This is a genomic window from Cellulomonas chitinilytica, assembly GCF_016862675.1.
GTDB lineage: Bacteria > Actinomycetota > Actinomycetes > Actinomycetales > Cellulomonadaceae > Cellulomonas > Cellulomonas chitinilytica.
The window spans coordinates 1-19,676 of sequence record NZ_BONK01000013.1; the positions used below are offsets into that span (position 1 = coordinate 1).

At 74.0% G+C, this 19,676-nt stretch carries 20 protein-coding genes and 1 pseudogene; 13 read left to right on the top strand and 8 right to left on the bottom strand.

Annotation, left to right across the window (positions count from 1 at the left end):
• The 4 genes and pseudogenes from Cch01nite_RS17205 to sigJ form a co-directional block, all read left to right on the top strand.
• Nucleotides 1-236: pseudogene (locus Cch01nite_RS17205) on the top strand (TetR/AcrR family transcriptional regulator); the annotation flags it as partial.
• A gap of 132 nt (nucleotides 237-368) precedes the next feature.
• Entirely contained in the window at nucleotides 369-1,844 is a 1,476-nt protein-coding gene (locus Cch01nite_RS17210) for an alpha/beta hydrolase (protein WP_203757717.1), read from the top strand.
• Between the two features lie 70 nt (nucleotides 1,845-1,914).
• Nucleotides 1,915-2,799: a fructosamine kinase family protein gene (locus tag Cch01nite_RS17215; protein WP_239070857.1), complete on the top strand. Its 885-nt coding sequence runs from the start codon at nucleotides 1,915-1,917 to the stop codon at nucleotides 2,797-2,799.
• A 34-nt stretch (nucleotides 2,800-2,833) separates the two neighbouring features.
• Nucleotides 2,834-3,790: an RNA polymerase sigma factor SigJ gene (gene sigJ, locus Cch01nite_RS17220; RefSeq protein WP_239070859.1), complete on the top strand. Its 957-nt coding sequence runs from the start codon at nucleotides 2,834-2,836 to the stop codon at nucleotides 3,788-3,790.
• A gap of 50 nt (nucleotides 3,791-3,840) precedes the next feature.
• On the opposite strand, the gene Cch01nite_RS22775 is transcribed toward sigJ, so the two are convergent.
• On the bottom strand, nucleotides 3,841-4,020 hold the full coding sequence (locus tag Cch01nite_RS22775) for a hypothetical protein (protein ID WP_239070861.1): 180 nt from the start codon (nucleotides 4,018-4,020) through the stop codon (nucleotides 3,841-3,843).
• 61 nt (nucleotides 4,021-4,081) lie between these two features.
• On the opposite strand from Cch01nite_RS22775, the gene Cch01nite_RS17225 reads away from it, so the two are divergent.
• Nucleotides 4,082-5,056, top strand: a complete 975-nt coding sequence (locus tag Cch01nite_RS17225) for an NAD(P)/FAD-dependent oxidoreductase (protein WP_239070863.1) — start codon at nucleotides 4,082-4,084, stop codon at nucleotides 5,054-5,056.
• Nucleotides 5,057-5,180: 124 nt separating this feature from the next.
• Nucleotides 5,181-5,465, top strand: a complete 285-nt coding sequence (locus tag Cch01nite_RS17230; protein ID WP_203757718.1) for a hypothetical protein — start codon at nucleotides 5,181-5,183, stop codon at nucleotides 5,463-5,465.
• On the opposite strand, the gene Cch01nite_RS17235 is transcribed toward Cch01nite_RS17230, so the two are convergent.
• The 3 genes from Cch01nite_RS17235 to pdhA are packed head-to-tail and all read right to left on the bottom strand — an operon-like array spanning nucleotide 5,462 to nucleotide 9,095.
• Nucleotides 5,462-6,931 carry a dihydrolipoamide acetyltransferase family protein gene (locus Cch01nite_RS17235; protein ID WP_203757720.1) on the bottom strand — a complete coding sequence of 490 codons (1,470 nt, stop codon included), beginning with the start codon at nucleotides 6,929-6,931 and terminating at the stop codon, nucleotides 5,462-5,464. The two genes, Cch01nite_RS17230 and Cch01nite_RS17235, sit on opposite strands and share 4 nt — an antisense overlap.
• Nucleotides 6,931-7,938: an alpha-ketoacid dehydrogenase subunit beta gene (locus Cch01nite_RS17240; protein WP_203757722.1), complete on the bottom strand. Its 1,008-nt coding sequence runs from the start codon at nucleotides 7,936-7,938 to the stop codon at nucleotides 6,931-6,933. The genes Cch01nite_RS17235 and Cch01nite_RS17240 overlap by 1 nt, the downstream gene beginning before the upstream one ends.
• On the bottom strand, nucleotides 7,938-9,095 hold the full coding sequence (gene pdhA, locus Cch01nite_RS17245) for a pyruvate dehydrogenase (acetyl-transferring) E1 component subunit alpha (protein WP_203757723.1): 1,158 nt from the start codon (nucleotides 9,093-9,095) through the stop codon (nucleotides 7,938-7,940). Before pdhA ends, Cch01nite_RS17240 begins: the two co-directional genes overlap by 1 nt.
• 179 nt (nucleotides 9,096-9,274) lie before the next feature.
• On the opposite strand from pdhA, the gene Cch01nite_RS17250 reads away from it, so the two are divergent.
• From Cch01nite_RS17250 to Cch01nite_RS17260, 3 genes are read left to right on the top strand one after another with little or no spacing between them, the layout of a single operon-like run.
• Nucleotides 9,275-10,054 carry a CoA transferase subunit A gene (locus Cch01nite_RS17250; RefSeq protein ID WP_203757724.1) on the top strand — a complete coding sequence of 260 codons (780 nt, stop codon included), beginning with the start codon at nucleotides 9,275-9,277 and terminating at the stop codon, nucleotides 10,052-10,054.
• Nucleotides 10,051-10,707, top strand: a complete 657-nt coding sequence (locus Cch01nite_RS17255) for a CoA transferase subunit B (RefSeq protein WP_203757725.1) — start codon at nucleotides 10,051-10,053, stop codon at nucleotides 10,705-10,707. Before Cch01nite_RS17250 ends, Cch01nite_RS17255 begins: the two co-directional genes overlap by 4 nt.
• The gene (locus Cch01nite_RS17260) at nucleotides 10,704-11,897 is read left to right on the top strand and encodes an acetyl-CoA C-acetyltransferase (protein ID WP_203757726.1); all 1,194 of its coding nucleotides are present in this window, start codon (nucleotides 10,704-10,706) and stop codon (nucleotides 11,895-11,897) included. The genes Cch01nite_RS17255 and Cch01nite_RS17260 overlap by 4 nt, the downstream gene beginning before the upstream one ends.
• Nucleotides 11,898-11,917: 20 nt before the next feature.
• Here Cch01nite_RS17260 and thcA read toward each other — a convergent pair whose 3' ends face one another.
• The 4 genes from thcA to Cch01nite_RS17280 form a co-directional block, all read right to left on the bottom strand.
• Entirely contained in the window at nucleotides 11,918-12,553 is a 636-nt protein-coding gene (gene thcA, locus Cch01nite_RS17265; protein WP_203757727.1) for a Thoeris type III anti-phage system protein ThcA, read from the bottom strand.
• Nucleotides 12,550-13,749, bottom strand: a complete 1,200-nt coding sequence (gene thcB4 / locus Cch01nite_RS17270; protein ID WP_203757728.1) for a Thoeris type III anti-phage system protein ThcB4 — start codon at nucleotides 13,747-13,749, stop codon at nucleotides 12,550-12,552. Before thcB4 ends, thcA begins: the two co-directional genes overlap by 4 nt.
• A gap of 74 nt (nucleotides 13,750-13,823) precedes the next feature.
• Nucleotides 13,824-14,357 (bottom strand): TIR domain-containing protein, encoded by a 534-nt coding sequence (locus Cch01nite_RS17275; RefSeq protein WP_203757729.1) that lies wholly within the window; start codon nucleotides 14,355-14,357, stop codon nucleotides 13,824-13,826.
• 55 nt (nucleotides 14,358-14,412) lie between these two features.
• Complete coding sequence (locus Cch01nite_RS17280) at nucleotides 14,413-15,738, bottom strand: TRAFs-binding domain-containing protein (RefSeq protein ID WP_203757731.1); 1,326 nt, start codon at nucleotides 15,736-15,738, stop codon at nucleotides 14,413-14,415.
• Between the two features lie 155 nt (nucleotides 15,739-15,893).
• Between Cch01nite_RS17280 and Cch01nite_RS17285 the strand changes: the two genes are divergently transcribed.
• The 4 genes from Cch01nite_RS17285 (at nucleotide 15,894) to Cch01nite_RS17295 (ending at nucleotide 19,669) form a co-directional block, all read left to right on the top strand.
• Complete coding sequence (locus Cch01nite_RS17285; RefSeq protein ID WP_239070870.1) at nucleotides 15,894-16,574, top strand: helix-turn-helix domain-containing protein; 681 nt, start codon at nucleotides 15,894-15,896, stop codon at nucleotides 16,572-16,574.
• Nucleotides 16,575-16,666: 92 nt separating this feature from the next.
• On the top strand, nucleotides 16,667-17,806 hold the full coding sequence (locus Cch01nite_RS17290; RefSeq protein WP_203757735.1) for an epoxide hydrolase family protein: 1,140 nt from the start codon (nucleotides 16,667-16,669) through the stop codon (nucleotides 17,804-17,806).
• A gap of 163 nt (nucleotides 17,807-17,969) precedes the next feature.
• The gene (locus tag Cch01nite_RS23065) at nucleotides 17,970-18,056 is read left to right on the top strand and encodes a putative leader peptide (RefSeq protein ID WP_373309959.1); all 87 of its coding nucleotides are present in this window, start codon (nucleotides 17,970-17,972) and stop codon (nucleotides 18,054-18,056) included.
• A gap of 155 nt (nucleotides 18,057-18,211) precedes the next feature.
• Complete coding sequence (locus tag Cch01nite_RS17295) at nucleotides 18,212-19,669, top strand: dicarboxylate/amino acid:cation symporter (protein ID WP_203757737.1); 1,458 nt, start codon at nucleotides 18,212-18,214, stop codon at nucleotides 19,667-19,669.
• Nucleotides 19,670-19,676: the final 7 nt, after the last annotated feature.

Consider the following 19,676-nt stretch of genomic DNA (forward strand, 5'->3'; position numbering starts at 1 on the left):
CCGCCCTCTCCGAGCGGGACGGGCAGGCCGTCCGTGACCTGCAGCGGCGGTACGTCGAGGTGTGGGTCGACGTGCTGTCCCGCCTCAGCCCGGCCGTCGACCGCGCCGAGCTCCGGCTGCGCGCCCAGGCGACGTTCGGCCTGATGAACTCGACCCCGCACTCCGCCCGGTCCCTGACCGCAGCGCGCACCCGGACGGTGCTGGAGGACATGGCGCTCGCGGCCCTCGGCCGCTGAGGCTGCGCCGGGCATCGCCGGACCTTGACCGTGCACGGCGGCACGAGGAACGTCGAACGGGACGGCGCGGTCGAGCTCGCAGTGACTCACAGGGGGCCATCTCCTCGCGCCGGTCCCGGGCTGGAGCAGACCATGACGATGCGTCACCTCTCCCGCGCGCTGGTGCTCGGCACCGCGCTCCTCCTCGCGACGGGCCCCGTCGCCGGGTCCGCCCAGGCGCAGACCCGACCGGACGGCCGACGACCGTCGCCGTCGGTCGACTGGGTGCCGTGCCCAGGGTCGGACGTCGCCCTCTGCGGGACCCTTGCCGTGCCCCTCGACTGGTCCAGGCCGCGCGGCGAGCGCATCTCGCTGGCCGTCGCGCGGCGGCCGGCCGACGACCCGCAGCACCGCGTCGGCACGCTCTTCTACAACCCCGGCGGACCGGGGGACGGCGGGGTGGCGTACGTCGTCGCCGCGGAGCAGATCTTCTCGGCGACGCTGCGCGCACGGTTCGACATCGTCGCGATGGACCCCCGGGGCGTCGGCGAGAGCACGCCCGTCTCCTGCGCCGAGCCGGTGGTCACCCCCGAGTTCACGCTCTGGCCGCGCACCGAGCAGCAGTTCGACGACCTCGTGGCGCACAGCCGCGCCGTCGGCGAGAGCTGCCTGCAGGACGTGGGCCCCCTGCTGGGTCACCTCGACACGGTGAGCGTCGCGCGCGACCACGAGGCCCTGCGGCAGGCGCTGCGGGTGCGACAGGTGAGCTGGCTCGGCATCTCGTACGGCACCCAGCTCGCCCCGAACTACGCCGAGCTGTTCCCGCGGCGGACGCGCGCGATGGTCCTGGACGCGGCGCTGGAGCACAGCCTGCCCGAGGTCCTGCAGGTCGCCGGGGAGATCCGGACCGTCGAAGACTCGTTCAACCGCTTCGCCCGGTGGTGCGACACGGATGCGACGTGCGCGCTGCAGGGCCAGGACGTCGGTGCCGTGTTCGACGCGCTCGTGGCGGCGGCCGACGAGTCGCCCCTCCCCGTCGAGGGGGCGGTGCGCGCCGTCACCGGCGAGGACATCCGGATGGGCACGATCGGTCGGCTCACGTTCCCGGAGCCCTCGATCTACGGGCCGGACGTGTCCTGGGCAGGACTCTCCCGAGCGCTCCAGGCCGCCCTCGCCGGGGACGCCGCAGCGTTCGCCTTCCCGGCCGGCGTGCCGCAGAGCGGGCTCCAGGCGCGGGCCGGGATCGGGTGCATGGAGTACGTGCCGCAGGTGCGCACGTGGGAGCAGATGCGCCAGCGCATCGAGATGGGCCGGCAGCTCGCCCCGCACCTCCAGGGTGCCTCGGAGACGTGGTGGGTCAACGCGTGCATCGGCTGGCCGCTCGAGGCGGCGAACCCGCCGCGGCTCCTCGACGTGCGGGACGTGCCGGCGCTCGTCGTGCACGCGACGCACGACCCGTCGCTGCCGTACGAGTGGGCGCACAGCCTGGCCGCCCAGATCCAGGGCAGCCATGTGCTGACCCGCGAGGGCGACGGGCACACGTCGTACTACACGTCGCAGTGCGCCCGCGAGGCGATCGACGCGTTCCTCGTGGACCTCGTCGTCCCGCAGCAGGAGGTCTGCGGCTGAGGTGCGTGCACCGAGGTCGCAACGGGCGTCTGACGTGCCATGATGCACGGCCAGACCGAAGGAGCGACCTGTGCCGGACCTGATGCCGCTGCTGCTCGAACGGCTCCGCGCGGCGGGGATCACCGACGCCGTCGACGTGGAGCCCGCGACCGGGGGCCTCGCCGCGACCGCGGGCCTCGCGCGCCGCGGCGACGGCTCGACGGTGTTCGTGAAGGCGTTCGACGACGCACCCTCGGACGACGCCTTCGCCGCCGAGGCGGAAGGGCTGGCCGCGCTGCGGACGCTCGGCGGAATCGCGACACCGGAGGTGGTCGTGGCGAGCCCGGAGCTGCTCGTCCTCGAGGTGCTGCACCCCCGGCCGCGCGACGAGACCTTCTGGGAGCAGCTCGCCCACGTGCTGGCCCACCTGCACACGACCACGACCCACCCCCGGTTCGGGTGGCACCGCGACAACTGGCTCGGCCGCCGCCGGCAGGTCAACACCTGGGAGGACGACGGGTTCGAGTTCTTCGCGCGGCACCGCCTGCTGCGCTGGCTGGACGAGCCCCGCGTCGAGGCCGCGCTCGACCCCGCGGACCGCGCGGCGCTCGAACGGCTCTGCTCCCGGCTCCCGGACCTCCTGCCGGACCGACCGGCCTGCCTCGCGCACGGCGACCTGTGGGCGCAGAACGTCCTGGCCACCGCCGACGGGCGGCCCGCGCTGATCGACCCCGCCGTGTCGTACACCTGGGCGGAGGTCGACCTCGCGCACCTGTGGACCACGGCGCCACCGCCGGAGGCGCGCACGTTCTTCGACCTGTACGCCGAGCTCACCGGCCTCGACGACGGCTGGCGCGAGCGGATGCCGGTCGTGCAGCTGCGCCAGCACCTGGCCGTGATCGCCCAGTTCGACGACGACTGGGGCGCCGCCGAGCTGGTGCGCGCCACGCTCGCCCCGTTCCGTCAGCGGTCCTGAGCCCACCGCGCCGCACGGGTCGTAGGGTCGGCACGTGAGCGTGAACGACACGGACAGCGTGGTCGACGTCGACGTCTTCGAGTCGCTCCGGCCCCGGCTCGGTGCCATCGCCTACCGCCTGCTCGGCTCCGCGCAGGAGGCCGAGGACGTCGTCCAGGAGGCCTACCTGCGGTGGCAGGCCGCGGACCGCGAGCAGGTCCGGGTGCCGGCGGCGTGGCTGACCAGGGTGGTGACGAACCTCTGCCTGACGCAGCTCGGGTCCGCCCGGGCGCGTCGCGAGGTCTACGTCGGCGAGTGGCTCCCGGAGCCGCTGCTCGACGGCGACCCGATGCTCGGTCCGGCGGACACGGCCGAGCAGCGTGAGTCGGTCTCGATGGCCGTCCTGGTGCTGATGGAGCGCCTCACCCCGAGCGAGCGGGCGGTCTACGTGCTGCGGGAGGCGTTCTCGTACTCGCACGCGGAGATCGCCGAGCTGCTGGACGTCACCGAGGCGGGCAGCCAGCAGATCCTGCACCGGGCCAAGCAGCACCTCGCCGTGCCGAAGGCCCGGACCGACGTGGACCGGCGGGCCGCCCGCGAGGTCGTCCAGGAGTTCCTGGCGGCGGCGACGAGCGGTCGCACCGAGCCGCTGCTGCGCCTGCTCACCGCCGACGCGATGGGCGTGGGCGACGGCGGCGGCCACGTCCCGGCGCGCGCGAAGCCGTTCTTCGGCGCCCCGGCGGTCGCGCAGTTCCTGCGCGGCCTGTTCCGGCCCGCGGCCGCGAAGCGCGCGCTCGTCGGCGGCAGCCCCGACTTCTACGCCGGGACCGCGAACGGCAGCCCGGCCCTCCTGGCGGTGGTGGGGGACCGGCTCGTGGGCGTCATGAGCCTCGAGGTCACCGACGACGGGATCGCTGCCGTCCGCTCGCAGGTCAACCCGGACAAGCTCGGCCGCGCCGCACGCCGGTGGACGGCCTCGGACCAAGGGGAGCCGCTGCTCCGCGGCTGGTGAGTGATCGAGGTCACACCTCGCGACCGTCAGGGATCGGGGAGCCGTCCGGTTCAGGAGGCACCACCGATCCACGACAGGAGCGAGCCATGAAGCACCGCATCGTCATCCTCGGAGCCGGGTACGCCGGGGCGTCCGCCGCCGGGCGTCTGGCGCGACGCCTGCACACCGACGACGTCGACGTCACGCTCGTCAACGCCGAGCCCGACTTCGTCGAGCGGGTCCGGATGCACCAGCTCGCGACGGGCCAGGAGCTCGAGCCGCGGCCGCTCGAGGAGATGCTGGCAGGGACGGGTGCCGCGTCTCCGGGTGGGGCGGGTCGTCTCGCTCGACGTCGACCGCAAGACCGTCGCGCTCGCGGACGGCGACGAGCTGCCGTACGACACGCTCGTCTACGCCCTGGGCAGCGCACGGGACGACCACGGCGTGCCCGGAGTGCGCGAGCACGCGGAGGAGGTCGCGAGCCGGGACGGCGCGCTCCGCCTGCGCGACCGGCTGCGTGCGCTCGCCCCCGGTGGGCGCGTGGTCGTCGTCGGCGGAGGGCTGACCGGGATCGAGGCGGCCACCGAGATCGCCGAGTCGTTCCCGCACCTCGACGTCGCGAGCGCCGTGCGCGGCGGCCTCGGCGACTGGCTCTCCCCGGCGGGCCGGCGACACCTGCGCGGCACGTTCGAGCGTCTCGGCATCACCGTGCACGAGCGCACCGCGGTCGTGAGCGTCGGCGCGACGGAGGTCCGCACGGAGGCCGGCACCGACCTGGCGGCCGACGTGACCGTGTGGGCCGGTGGGTTCGCCGTCCACCCGATCGCGGCGGCGACCTCCCTCGCCGTGACCGACCGCGGGCAGATCCTCGTCGACGAGACGATGCGGTCCGTGTCGCACCCCGACGTCTACGCGGTGGGTGACGCGGCGCTCGCCCACGGCCCGGTCGGCAACTCGCTGCGGATGTCGTGCGCGTCCGGCATGCCGATGGCCTGGCAGGCCGCCGACTCCCTCGTCGCACGGCTGACCGGTGGCAGGCTCCCGCACACGCCGCTCGGCTACGTGCACCAGTGCATCAGCCTGGGGCGGCGCGACGGCCTCATCCAGCTGGTCACGACCGACGACCGTGCCCGGTCGTTCGCACCGGGCGGACGGCTGGCCGCCCGGTACAAGGAGCTCGTCTGCGCGGGTGCGGCGTTCATGGTCGCCCACCCCGTCCCGTACCCGGCGCGGCGGCGGCACGTCCGCACCGGCTCGCGGGTGGAGGCGGCCCAGGCGCGGGCGTGAAGGTGAGCGCCCGGCGGTCTGCCCCGCCGGGCACGTCCCTCTCGACCGGCCCGGCGCCCGGACCAGGGCTGTCCGGCGGAAATCCGGTGGGCTCGAGTCCACCGGATCGGGAAGCCTGACGACCGTGCGCGCCGAGATGATCGACCCCCGAGATGCCACCGAGGAGGTCGATCGACCGACCTACCGCGCGATCTTCTACGCCTGTGCCACCGCCGAGGAGTGGCGGCTCTCGGACGCCGGCTCGGTGCTCGAGGCCCTCGCGTGGGTCCAGCAGCACGCGCGTGGACGGGGGCACGGGCTCTGGGCCGAGTACCCGGCGTCCCACGGTGGTGTCGGCCTCGCGCTCCTGGCGGGGCAGGACCCGTTCCTCCGGTCGGGCGACGTCGAGGCGCCGGTCGCAGGTTCCTAGACCATCCGCAGCACCGACCCCGGGTTGGCGAGGATCGCACCGAGGTCCGTGAGGAAGTGCGCAGCCTCCGCGCCGTCGACCAGGCGGTGGTCGAACGACAGGCTGAGCGTCATCACGTCACGCAGCGCGATCTCGTCCCGGTACTCCCACGGCCTGCGTCGCACGGCCCCCGTCGCGAGGATCGCGGCCTGGCCCGGCACGAGGATCGGGGTCCCGCTGTCGACGCCGAGGACGCCGATGTTGGTGATCGTGATGGTGCCCCCGGCCAGGTCGGACGGGGTCGTCGTGCCCTCGCGGGCGGCCGACGTCAGTGCGCTGATCGCGTCCGCCAGGTCGGCGAGCCCGAGCCGGTCGGCGTCCTTGATCGTCGGCACGAGCAGTCCGCGCGGGGTGGCGGCGGCGAGGCCGAGGTTCACGTAGCGGTGCTCGACGATCTCGCCGGCGTCCTCGTCCCAGCGGGCGTTGAGCGACGGGTTGCGACCGACGGCGATCGTGAGGGCCTTCGCGACGATCGCGAGCAAGGTGATCCGGTGCCCGTCGAGCGCCCGGTCCGACCGGAACTGCTCCAGCAGCTCCGTCGTCGGCGTGACGTCGACGGTCAGGGACGTCGACGCGTGCGGTGCCGTGAACGCGCTGGTCACCATCGCGGCCGCGGTCTGCTTGCGGACCCCGGCGACGGGGATGCGGACCTCGCGGGGATCCGTGGGGGTGGGCGTCGGCCGGCGTCGGTCGCCCGCAGCAGGCGCCAGGCGGGCGTGCGTCGGCGCCGAGTCCGGGCGGTGGACGGCCGGAGGGAAACCGTGCGACGGGCGCAGGGGCGCCGCGGCGGGCCGGTGCGCACCCGGGGCGGGGGCGGTGCTCGACACGACGTGCAGGACGTCCTCCCGCGTGATCGTCCCGTCGTGCCCGGTGCCCTCGACGCGGTTGAGGTCGACGCCGAGGTCGTGCGCGAGCTTGCGGACGGGTGGGAGCACCCGCGGCCCGACGGGGTGGGCGGCGAGCCCGATGCCGGAGGCGCGCGCCGCGCCGGCCTCGTGCTCGGCCACCACGTGGGCCGCGACCCACTCGGGCGACCGGGACCGCCGCTTCGGCCGGTCCGACCCCTCGACCAGCGGGCCGTACCCGACCAGCACCGACGTGCGCTCGGGCACCACGGGGACCTCACGGTCGACGGGGGCAGACGGCGCCGAGTGCTGGGGGGCGGGCTCGGCGCCGCTGCGGTCCTCGACGGCGATCGTCATGATCGGTGCCCCGACGGCGACGGTGGTGCCGGGCTCGACCTCGAGCGAGGACACGACCCCGGCGAACGGGCAGGGCAGCTGGACGAGCGCCTTCGCCGTCTCGACCTCCGCGACGACCTGGTTGAGCGTCACGGTGTCGCCGACGGCGACGGTCCACTCGACGAGGTCGGACTCGGTGAGTCCCTCGCCGAGATCGGGCATGGTCACCTGCTTGTCGACGGTCATCACGCGCTCCATCCGGTCAGGGAGTGCTGGCGGCCCAGGACCTGGTCGACGGCGTCGAGCAGCCGGTCGAGGTCGGGCAGGAAGTGCTCCTCGAGCTTCGCGGGCGGGTACGGCGTGTCGAAGCCGGTGACCCGCACGGGCGCCGCGCTCAGCACGGGGAAGCAGCGTTCGGTGATGCCCGCGGCGATCTCCGCGCCGAGGCCGCCGCTGCGCTGCGCCTCGTGGGTCACGACGAGCCGGCCGGTCTTGCGCACCGACTGCTCCACCGTGGACAGGTCCAGCGGCGACAGGGAGCGCAGGTCGACGACCTCGACGGACACCCCGTCGTCGGCTGCGGCGAGCGCCGCGTCGCGAGCGGTGACGACGAGCGGCCCGTACGCGACGAGCGTCACGTCGGTGCCCTCGACGACGACGCGCGCCCGGTCGAGCGGCAGCGCGTCGTCGAGGGCGACGTCGTCCACGTCGCCCTTGGTCCAGTACCGCCGTTTCGGCTCGAAGAACACCACGGGGTCGTCGCACGCGATCGCCTGACGGATCATCGTGTGCGCGTCCTGCGGGCTCGCGCAGGTGACCACCCGCAGGCCGGGGGTGTGCGCGAAGTACGCCTCGGGCGACTCCGAGTGGTGCTCGACGGCGCCGATGCCGCCCCCGTACGGGATGCGGATCGTGATCGGCATCCGCACCGTGCCGCCCGTCCGGTAGTGCAGGCGTCCGACCTGCGTGACCATCTGGTCGAGCGCCGGGTAGACGAAGCCGTCGAACTGGATCTCCACGACGGGCCGGAACCCGCGGTAGGCGAGCCCGACGGCGACGCCCATGATCCCCGCCTCGGCGAGCGGGGTGTCCATCACGCGGTCGAGCCCGAAGTCGCGCTGCAGCCCGTCGGTCACGCGGAACACCCCGCCGAGCCGGCCGATGTCCTCGCCGAGCAGCACGACCCGCGGGTCGTCCTCCAGCGCGCGGCGCAGCCCGGAGCCGAGCGCGGCCGCCATCGTCGTCGTGGCCATCAGCCCTCGCCCCCGAACATCGCGAGGTACGCGGCGTACTGGCTGCGCTGCCGTTCGAGCTCGGCCGACGGCTCCACGAGGACGTGGTCGAACACGGTCAGCGGTTCGGGTGCCGTCATGCCGTAGGTGGCCTCGCGCATCTGCATCGCGAACGCCTCGGCCTTCTCCTTGACCTCCTGGGTGCGCTCCTCGGACAGCGCCCCGCGCGCGTGCAGGTGCTGCTCGACGCGCACGATCGGGTCCTTCGCCGCCCACTGCGCACGGACCTCGGGGTCGGCGTAGCGGGTCGGGTCGTCGGACGTGGTGTGGGGGCCCATCCGGTACGTCACGGCCTCGACGAACGTCGGGCCCTCGCCACGCCGCGCCCGGTCCAGGGCGACGCGGGTCGCGGCCATGACGGCCAGCACGTCGTTCCCGTCGACGCGTACGCTCGGGATGCCGTACCCGGGTGCCCGGTCCGCGAGCGGGCGGTGCGCCTGCAGCCCGACGGGCTCGGAGATGGCCCACTGGTTGTTCTGGCAGAAGAACACCACGGGGGCGGCGAAGGTCGCGGCGAACACCATCGCCTCGTGCACGTCGCCCTTGCTCGTGGCTCCGTCGCCGAAGTACGCGACGGCCACCGAGTCGACGCCGTCCCGGACGCAGCCGAGCGCGTACCCGGTGGCGTGCAACGTCTGGGCGCCGATCATCACTTGCGGGGTCGCCATGCCGATCGCCCGCGGGTCCCAGCCGGCCAGGGCGTTGCCGCGCCACACGCGCACGAGGTCGACCGGGGACGCGCCGCGGCAGTAGGCGACACCGTTCTCGCGGTAGCTGGTGAAGACGAAGTCGTCGGGCCGCAGCGTGCGGGCGGAGCCGATCTGCGCGGCCTCCTGGCCCAGCAGCGGCGGCCACAGCCCGAGCTGCCCCTGACGCTGGAGCGCGACCGCCTCCACGTCGAACCGGCGCGACACGACCATGTCCTCGTAGAGGGCGAGGAGGGCGTCGTCGTCGACGTCCTCGACCCACGGGTCGTAGACGGGGTCGGGGTGGCGGGTGCCGTCGGGGGACAGCAGCTGGAGCATCTCGCCCCAGTCGGGCGCCGGGAGGGGGTCGTGCGGCGCCGGGTCGTGCTCCCGCACAGGGGCGCGGCCGTTCGACACATCTGAACGCAACATGTTTCGCTCCGTCGGTCGGCGGAGCCCGTCGCTCTCGTGAAGCTGAGGCCCCATTGCCTGATGTCCCGCCAATGTAAGTCCGCGAGGGACCTTGTGCCCATGCGCCCCCCGGGTGAGTCGTGCACACGGCGCCCCTTGACCGGTCGGCGCACAATGACCTCGTCGACAGGAGGCAGACGATGGACAAGGTTGTCCGTTCCGCCGTCGAGGCGGTCTCCGACATCCCCGACGGGGCGACCCTCGCGGTCGGTGGATTCGGTCTGTGCGGTATCCCGAGCGTGCTGATCCGCGCTCTGCTCGACTCCGGGGTCAAGGACCTGGAGGTGGTCAGCAACAACTGCGGCGTGGACGACTGGGGGCTCGGCCTGCTGCTGCAGGAGCGCCGGGTCCGGCGTGTCGTCGCGTCGTACGTGGGCGAGAACAAGGAGTTCGCCCGGCAGTACCTGGCCGGTGAGCTCGAGGTCGAGCTGACGCCGCAGGGCACGCTCGCCGAGCGGCTCCGTGCAGGTGGGAGCGGCATCGCCGCGTTCTACACGCGGACCGGTGTGGGCACCCAGGTCGCGGAGGGCGGCCTGCCGTGGCGGTACGACGCCGACGGGGGAGTCGCGGTCGCGTCACCGCCGAAGCCGGTCGAGACGTTCGTGATCCGGGGCGAGCCGCAGGAGTTCGTCCGCGAGGAGGCGATCACCGCCGACTTCTCGCTCGTGCGCGCCGCCGTGGGCGACCGTGCGGGCAACCTCGTGTTCCGCTCGTCGGCCCGGAACTTCAACCCGCTGTGCGCGGCGGCCGGTCGGGTCGCGGTCGCGGAGGTCGAGCGTCTCTTGGACGTCGGCGACCTGGACCCCGACGCGATCCACCTGCCCGGGATCTTCGTCGACCGGGTCGTCGAGCTGACGCCCGAGCAGGCCGCGGAGAAGCGCATCGAACGCCGCACGCTGCGGGTGGGGAGCGCGTCATGACCCTGACCCGTGAGCAGATGGCGGCCCGCGCCGCCCAGGAGCTGCCCGACGGCTCCTACGTCAACCTCGGCATCGGCCTGCCGACCCTCGTGCCGAACTACCTGCCGCCCGGCGTCGAGCTGGTGCTGCAGTCGGAGAACGGCGTGCTCGGCGTCGGCCCGTACCCGGACGACGAGGAGGTCGACCCCGACCTCATCAACGCCGGCAAGGAGACGATCACCGTCGGCCCCGGGGCGTCGTACTTCGACTCCGCCACGAGCTTCGCGATGATCCGCGGCGGCAAGGTCGACGTCGCCGTCCTCGGCGCCATGCAGGTCTCCGCCGGCGGGGACATCGCGAACTGGATGATCCCCGGGAAGATGGTCAAGGGCATGGGCGGCGCGATGGACCTCGTGCACGGCGCCCGCCGGATCGTCGTGCTCATGGAGCACGTCGCGCGCGACGGGTCCGCGAAGGTGCTGCCCGAGTGCACGCTGCCGCTGACCGGCAAGGGCGTCGTGCACCGCATCATCACGGACCTCGCGGTGATCGACGTGACCGGCGACGGGCTCGTGCTGCGCGAACGCGCGCCGGGGGTCACGGTCGACGAGATCGTGGCGGCGACGCCGGTCCCGCTCGGTGCGGGCGACGTGCCGGAGATGGTGCTCTCATGACCGAGCGCGAGGTGGTGCTGCTGTCCTTCGCCCGGACGCCGATGGCGCGGCTCAACGGCGCCCTGTCCGGCCTGCGGGCCGCCGAGCTGGGGGCCGCCGCGATCCGCGAGGCGCTCGTCCGCGCCGACGTGCCCGCCGGCCTGGTCGACCAGGTGGTCATGGGCCAGGTCGTGCAGGCCGGCGCCGGGCAGAACCCCGCCCGGCAGGCCGCGCACCTGGCCGGCCTGCCGTGGACGGTCCCGGCGACGACCGTCAACAAGGTGTGCCTCAGCGGCCTGACCGCGATCGTCGACGCCGCCCGGCTGATCCGCACCGGCGAGGCGGACGTCGTGGTCGCCGGCGGGCAGGAGTCGATGAGCCAGGCGCCGCACCTGCTGCCCGGCTCGCGCCGCGGCTGGACGTACGGCGACCTGCAGGCCGTCGACTCCCTCGCGTGGGACGGGCTCACCGACGCGTTCGACCACGAGTCGATGGGGGCGTCGACCGAGCGCGGCAACGCGTCGCTGGGGATCGGTCGGCGCGCGCAGGACGAGGTCGCCGTGGCGAGCCACCGGCGCGCGGCCGCCGCCGTCGCCTCCGGGGTGTTCGCCGCCGAGATCGTCGCCGTCGACGTGCCGCAGCGACGCGGCTCGCCGGTCCGGGTCGACGCCGACGAGGGGATCCGGCCCGACACGTCCGTCGAGTCGCTCGCGGCGCTGCGGCCGGCGTTCACGGCCGACGGGACCCTCACCGCGGGCAACGCGTCGCCGCTCACCGACGGGGCCGCGGCCGTCGTCGTCGCCGCCCGGGACGTCGCCGAGTCGCGCGGCCTGCCGTGGCTCGCCTCCGTGGGGGCGTCAGGACAGGTCGCCGGCCCGGACACCTCGCTGCACTCGCAGCCGTCCGCCGCGATCACCGCCGCCCTCAAGCGGGCGGGATGGTCGCTGTCGGACGTCGACCTCCTGGAGATCAACGAGGCGTTCGGGTCCGTCGTCGTGCAGTCCCTCGCCGACCTCGACTACCCGCTCGACCGGACGAACATCCACGGCGGAGCGATCGCCCTCGGGCACCCCATCGGGGCGTCCGGGGCCCGTCTGGCCGGGCACGCCGCCACGGAGCTCGCCCGGCGCGGGCACGGGCGGGCCGCCGTCGCGCTGTGCGGCGGGGGAGGGCAGGGCGAGGCGCTGCTGCTCTGGCGGGACGCCGACTGACGGGTGCGCGACGAACGGCGTCAGCGCTCCCGGGCATGGAGGCCGACGTCGTCGAGCGCCGACAGGGCCAGCGAGCCGTACGCCCGGCCCACGAGGCCCCGCCCCCGGGCGTCCGCGTCCGGCGCGGGGAGCGCGTCGGTCGGCAGCGCCCGGTCCCGCGCGACACGTCCGGCCATGCCCCCGGGCGTGACGAAGGCGAAGAACGGCACCCGCGGCGTCCGTCCGGCGAGCAGCTCGAGCTCGACGGCGATCCCGTCCATCCCCCCGACGAAGAACGCCGCGGCGAGGTCGTGAGCCCCGATCATCGCGGCCCGCATCGAGCCGAGGCTCGCGTCCCGACCGTCCTCGCCCGCGACCATGTGCAGGTGGGCACGGTGCTCCGTGACCAGGCGACGGACCTCGTCGGTGATGCTGGACGCGAAGACCTCGGACTGCCACACGTGCACCTGCTCCCCAGCGTCGAGCAGCGCCGCGAGCTGCAGCACGACCGGGCTGATCGTCGGGTGCCCGCCGAAGACGAGGTCGGCGCCGCTGCGCAGGACGGCCTCGACGGTGGACGAGGTCGCGGCGAGGATGTCGCCCGGGTAGAACGGGCGGACGGCGTCGCCGCGCGCGTCGGCGCTCGGGATGCCGGCGGAGAGCAGGACGGCGCTCATCCCCGCAGCCTCTTGGACAGCAGCATCACGGGCGTCGACCGCACCGCACGATGCCGGCTGAGCCACCGCATCAGCCGGGCGCGTTCCTCGTCGGCGTCCTTCGTCGGGTGGACCACCCAGCCACGGGGCCTGGCGCCCGTGGGCCCCGCGTGACGACGCCGGAGCAGGTCGGCGGTGCGCAGGTCGGCCGGCAGCGGCGCGCGTGGCGTCACGAGGAGGGCCTCGCGCTGCGTGCCACGCTCCGCGAGCAGGGACCACTCGTCCGCCGCCGAGACACGGAACCCGAGGTCGTGGAGCTGGTCCGACACGTCGACCATGGTGCTCTCCCGGCGCAGGCGGGTCGCGGCGGCGTGACGTCGCTCGATCTCCGACAGGACCGCCTGCAGGGCCGGTCCGGTGAGCCGGGCGTCGTGGCCGGTCCCCGTGAGCTCGTCGGGCCGCAGCCTCCGGCGGAACGCGTCGTGCAGCGCAGGGAACAGCCCGCTCGCCGGGGTGCCCGGGAACGCGAGGCCCATCAGCCCGTAGCGGTGGCGCAGCGCGAACGCGATCTCGTGCTCGACCCACGCGCTGGTCGTCGCGTCGGGCGACTCCAGGAGCAGCACGAACGCCTTGTCGGCGAGCTCGAGGTCCACCCGACGCTGGACGTCCTCCGCCGGCGGGATGCTGTACCTGTCGAGGAACACGTCCCACCTGTCGTCGTCGAGCGCCCGGCGGACCTGCTCGGCGATCGTGGTGGCGTCGGTCCGGCGGTAGGAGACGAACACCCGGCGGTCCTTCTCGGACAGGCCGACGAGCCGCAGGACGGCGTCCGCCAGCGGGCCGGCGGGGTCGCCGCTGCGCCACTCGTACCCGTTGAGCTCGTGCAACGCCTCCGGTGCCTGCTCATGGAACACGGTGCTGTCGGAGACCACCGGCAGGAGCGCGACGTAGCGGGCACGTGAGGGTGCGACGGCCGCCGCGATCCCCGGGTCGTGCGCCGTCGCCGGACCGCCGCCGAGCACCACGGCGACCGTCGGCGGGTCCGCGGGGTCCGCGGGGCGGGTCAGCAGACCGCTGTCCGTGGTCACGTCGAGCGTCGTGCGACGGTTGCCCGCGACGAGCGCGCTCTCGCGGAGCGCCGCCTCGAGCGGGCCGACGTCGTCGTGACGGTCCGCCGTGAGGATCACGACCCGGTAGGTCGCCGCAGGCGACGGCATCAGTCGTCCCGGGCCGGAGCGGCGTCGACCACCATGCGTGCCCCCGTCCCCGACGCGCGTCGCGCCGCCAGCGGCTACGCGTCGTGCCGCTCGACCAGTCCCAGGTCGCGCCGGAACCAGTCCTCCACCTGCGTCTGGACCGAGCCCGGCACGTCGTAGGCGTCGAACTCACGCGTCAGCCGGTGCCGCAGGACGGTCGGGAGTGCCGGTCGTCGGTGCTCCACCAGGATGAGGCAGCGACGACCCGAGCTCAACGCGAAGCCGAGCTCGACCATGACGTTCGCGTCGCACCGGCCGTCGATCTCCTCGAGCACGGCGACGACGAGGTCGCTGTTGTGCAGGCACAGCGCGACGTTGGCCCACAGCTCGCCGGTGTAGTCACGGTCGTCCGCCCGGACCACGTCCCGGCCGAACCTCGCCCCGGCGGACCGCACGCCGGCGTCGATCCCCCGGAGCACCGCGGAGCCCCCGAACCGCATGAGCAGGAGGACGGTCGGCTCGGGATGGTGCGCCCGGTAGGCGGCGTCCGCGTGCTCGCGCGGCGTCTCCCCGAGGAGCCTGACGCTGCTCGGGGACGTCCCCCCGGGGTTCTCGTTCTCCCTGTCCACGACGTCGCGAGTCTGCCGTGGATGCGGGCGCGGCGGGCTGCGACGCACCGGCGGCTCAGGCAGGTCGTGCGGCACGGAGGTCGGCGACGAGCTCGAGCACCCAGCCCGCGTCCTCGCCGCGCGCGACCATGGCGTCCGCGACCCATCCGAGGTCCCTCGCCGTCGTCTCCGGCTCGAACTCGTCGCGGACCACCGCGAGGGCGTGCTCCAGCGCCCGCTCGGCCCGCTCCCGGTCACCGGCGAGCACGGCGAGGCCCAGGTCGCTCGCGTGGTCCCAGTAGTCCGGGTCGCGGTCCGAGCCGTCGAGCCGTCGCTCGGCGGCGAACCGGACCACGGGCAGGAACCGGTCCAGGCGGGGGTCGACCGGGTCCGTGAGGGACATGAGGGTGACGGCGTTGATGCCGGGGTACGGGTCGCGCCAGTCCACCTCGAAGCCCCGCACGTACGCGTCGATCGCCTGCGAGAGGAGACCCGCGCGGCGCCGGCTCGACGTCTCGCGGCTCCACCGGTCCTTGTAGACGCGTCCGAGCAGCCCGTACGTCTCGCTGCTGGGTCGCTCCCGCAGGAGGGTCTGCAGCACGTGCTCGGCGTCGGCGTCCCTGCCGACGCGGTTGAGGGCGAGGCCGAGCTGCTCCTGGACCAGGCGGGTGGCCCGCGCGGGCTGCGACAGGCTCTCGACGAGGCGGACCATGTCGTCCCACGCCGAGCACGACCGGTAGGCGACCAGGAGCGCCACGGCGGTCGAGACGTCGAGGTCACGGCCCTGCCCGAGCTCCTCCTCGACGGACCTCACCGCGGCGCCGCCGATCCGCGCGGCGTGGTCCAGCCGCCTGCGCAGGTCCTCGTCCCGGTCGGCGTGCTCGCGGAACGCGTCGATCCGTTCGTGGTCCACCTCGGGCACGGCGAGCCCGGTGACGAGCTGGTGGACGGGGCTGTCGGTCCTCGCCTCGCGTGCGGTGACGAGCCGGGCGGTGAGCAGGTCCGTCGTCGCAGCGACGTCCGTCGGCGTCCCGTCGCGGTCGACGGGGTACTGGAGCGCCGAGATCGGTGCGACGTCCAGCGGCAGGCTCCAGCCCTTCCGGAAGACGGGCACGGTGCTGTACGGCCGCAGCCCGTGCCGGACCCCGAGCTCGTAGTACACGTTCGGGTTCCCCGTCGAGAGGTCCGCCACGGCGAACTCGCACAGGACGAGCTGCTCGAACATCGTCTTGTGGAAGATGCCGCCGGTGAGGTCCTCGTCGGCCCGCACGGGGCTCATCCCGGCGGCCTCGATCGCGGGGATGATGAGCTGCCGGTACACGGCGGCGAAGTCGACGAGCTGGCCGTCGCTGTCCCGCGTCGCGCGGAACGGCATCAGCACGAAGCACAGCGGTCGCCTCATCGTCGGGTCAGGACGACGGGGTTGCCCACAGCGCCTCCATGGAGCCCTCAGGACCGGATGACGCGAGGATCCCGCATCCGGCTGCGCGCTGCATCTCCGGCCTGACGGGCGGCCGGCGGCCGGGCTGTCGGACGACCGGTCTACCCTCGGGGTCCATGAGCTTCCTCTACGAGGAACGCACATCGTCGTCGCCCTACGTGGACGTCGTCTGGCAGACGCGTGACGTCAGCGACGGCACGTACCTCGCGTCCGCGGACGCCTGCTGGGACATGATCTTCACGGTCGGCCCCGACGGCTCGCGGCGCGCGCTGCTGTGCGGCCCGGCGTCCCGCCCGGTCGAGGTCCCGTACGTGGCGGGCAACCTCAACGTCGGGGTCAGGTTCGCGCCCGGGGCCTTCTTCACGCACGTACCGGCCCGCACGCTGTGCGACCGCACCGTCCTCCTGCCGATGCCCGACGCGGGGCACTTCGAGCTCGCCGGTGCCGGCTGGCCGTTCCCGGGCTACGGCGACGTCGACGACCTCGCCGACGCGTTCGGGCGGCACGGTCTGCTCCGGCTCGACGAGGTCGTCGGCGCCGCGCTCGACGGCGGTGCGCCGCACCTGTCCGCCCGCACCGTGGAACGCCACTTCACGCACGCCACCGGCCTCAGCCCAGGGCACGTCCGGCAGATCACTCGGGCCCGCGCCGCCGTCGCGCGGCTCCAGCAGGGCCGCGCGATCGCGGACGTCGCGCACGACCTCGGGTACGCCGACCAGTCCCACCTCACGCGCGACCTCAAGCGCCTCACCGGGTACACGCCGGGCCAGTCGCAGGGGCGGTCCGAACCCGTCTGACGACTGTCGCGCAGGTTCAAGACGGCGCGCGACGGGACCGGTTCGCTGGTGGCCGAGACCCGTGAGCACCTGCGTGAGAGAGGACCGGCCCGATGGACATCCGCCCCTACGAGATCGCCGTCCCGCAGGACGACCTCGACGACCTGCACGACCGGCTCGCCCGGACGCGCTGGCCTGCCGCGCTGACCGGCGGCTGGGAGCGTGGCACCCCCGTCGACTACGCCCGTGACCTGGCCGAGCGCTGGCGCACGGCGTACGACTGGCGTGCCCACGAGCGGCGCCTGAACGCCATGCCGCAGTTCCTCGCCGACGTCGACGGCCAGCCCCTGCACGGCCTGCACGTGCGCGCCGAGCGCGGCGACGCCACCCCGCTCCTGCTGTGCCACGGCTACCCCTCGAACCTCGTCGAGTTCGCCCGCCTCGCCCCGCTGCTCGCCGCGCCGCCCGACGGCACACCGGCGTTCCACGTCGTCGTCCCGTCCATCCCCGGCTTCGGGCTGTCCACCCCGCTCACCGGGCACGGCTGGGACATCGCCCGGACCGCCGACGCGTTCGACCGGCTCATGCGCGAGCTCGGCTACGAGCGGTACACGGTGTTCGGCGAGGACGTCGGCGCGGGCGTGGTCGACCAGCTCTGCCTCGACGCCGGTGAGCGCGTCGTCGCGGCGCTGTGCGCGACGGACCCGGGCGCGATCGCGACCCAGTACACCCCGCCGACCGACCACCTCAGCGACGAGGAACGCGCGGAGCACGACCGCCTGAAGGCGGCCCGGTCGGAGGACTTCGGCTACCTGGCCGTGCAGACGACGCGGCCCCTGAGCGTCGCCTACGGCCTCACCGACTCGCCGGCGATGCAGCTCACGTGGATCGTCGAGAAGTTCCAGGAGTGGACGGACCCGACACGCACCTCGCCCGACGACGCCGTCGACGTCGACGACCTGCTGACCCTCGTGACGGTGTCCTGGTTCGGGCGGGCCGGCGACGGTGCCGCGAACATGCTGTACGAGGCGGCGCACGCGGCCGCCGCGTGGGGTCGGACCCACGACCGGCCGCTCGGCATGGCCGCGTTCGGCGAGGAGCCGCTCATGCGGCGCATCCTCGACCCCGGTGGACGGCTCGCGTACTGGGGCGAGCACCCGCGCGGCGGTCACTTCCCGGCGATGGAGGTCGTCGACGACCTCGCGCAGGACATCCGGGCGTTCCTGGGGGAGCGCAGGCTCGCGGCCGTGTGACCCCGCCGGAGCGGGCGCGCACCTCGTCGGACCGCCCGCCGCGTGACGTCGGTCTCATCGGCGTCTCGCGGTGCCGGGCGGGAAGATTCGTCTGCCTACCCTGTGTTGCGATGGGCGGCCGTCACGGACGGTCGCACCACACCGACCCTGGGAGCCGCACCACGTGAGCACGTGGAACCTGACCGAGCGCCGTGCCGTCGACCTCCGCCGGGTCGCCAGCGCGCTCTGTCGGCCTGACCCGGGTCGCTGACCCCGCCGGACACCGTTCCGGACCCGGCCGCGTCCGCCGGCCACGCCCGACCTCGCCCGACGTGGTGGGGCGGCACCCCACCGACGTCACGACGTCGTGTCCCCCCTGTGCACCAGACCCTCGGCGCGCCCCGGCGCGCCCCGAAAGGCCTCTCCGTGTCTGACACCACCACCACGAAGCCCCAGCGTCGGCTGTGGCTTCCCTCGTTCTCCGTCCAGGTCCTGCTCGGCCTCGGGCTCGGCGTGCTGCTCGGCTGGGTCGCCCTCCAGATGGGCGACACCGCCGCCGGCGACGCGAACTGGCTCGCCACCACGCTCGACACCATCGGCTCCTCGTTCGTCACGCTGCTCAAGGCGATCGTCCCGCCGCTGGTGTTCCTCGCGATCGTCACGTCGATCGCGAACCTCCAGAAGGTCACGAACGCCGCCCGGCTCGCCTGGCAGACGCTCCTGTGGTTCGCCATCACCGCGGCGATCTCCGTCGCGGTCGGCATCGGCCTCGGGCTCCTGTTCAACCCCGGCGCGAACTCCACGCTGAGCACCGAAGGGGCCGAGGCGGTCGGCACGACCGGTTCGTGGCTCGACTTCCTCAACGGGCTCATCCCCGGCAACTTCCTCGGCCTCGGCGCCGGCACCCAGGTGTCCGCCGACGCCGGCGGGGGCCTCGCCGCGAAGACGTCCGTCTCGTTCAGCGTGCTGCAGATCGTCGTCATCGCGATCGTCGTCGGCATCGCCGCGCTGCGCTCCGGCAAGGCCGCGGAGCCGTTCCTCGCCGTCACCCGCTCCGCGCTCACCATCGTGCAGAAGGTCCTGTGGTGGGTCATCCGCCTCGCGCCACTCGGCACGCTCGGCCTCATCGGGCACGCCGTCGCGACGTACGGCTGGGACCTGCTCGCTCCGCTCGGGTCGTTCGCCGTCGCGATCTACACCGGCCTCGCCGTCGTCCTGTTCGTGGTCTACCCCGTGATCCTGCGGACCAACGGCCTGCGGATCGGGTCGTTCTTCCGGGGTGCCTGGCCCGCGATCCAGCTCGCCTTCGTGTCCCGGTCGTCCGTCGGCACGCTGCCCCTCACCGAGCGGGTCGTCGAGCGCAACCTCGGCGTGCCGCGGTCGTACGCGTCGTTCGCCGTGCCGCTCGCCGCGACGACGAAGATGGACGGCTGCGCCTCGATCTACCCGGCGATCTCGGCGATCTTCGTCGCGCAGATCTTCGGCATCGACCTGTCGTTCACCGACTACCTGCTCATCGCGTTCGTCTCCGTCGTCGGGTCGGCCGCGACCGCCGGCCTCACCGGTGCCGTCGTGATGCTGACCCTCACGCTGTCGACGCTCGGCCTGCCGCTCGCCGGCGTCGGGCTGCTCCTCGCGATCGACCCGATCCTCGACATGGGCCGCACCGCGGTGAACGTCGCCGGTCAGGCGCTCGTGCCGACCGTCGTCGCGAAGCGCGAGGGGATCCTCGACGTGCAGCAGTACGACTCGGCCTCCGCCGAGGACCTGTTCCGCGACGACGTCGAGGACACCGACGAGGACACCGGCCCCGACGCCCTCCGGGCGGGCGCCGGCTCCGACGCCGCCGCGGCCGACCGACGGGAGCCGGTCGCCGTCTCCTGACGCCGGT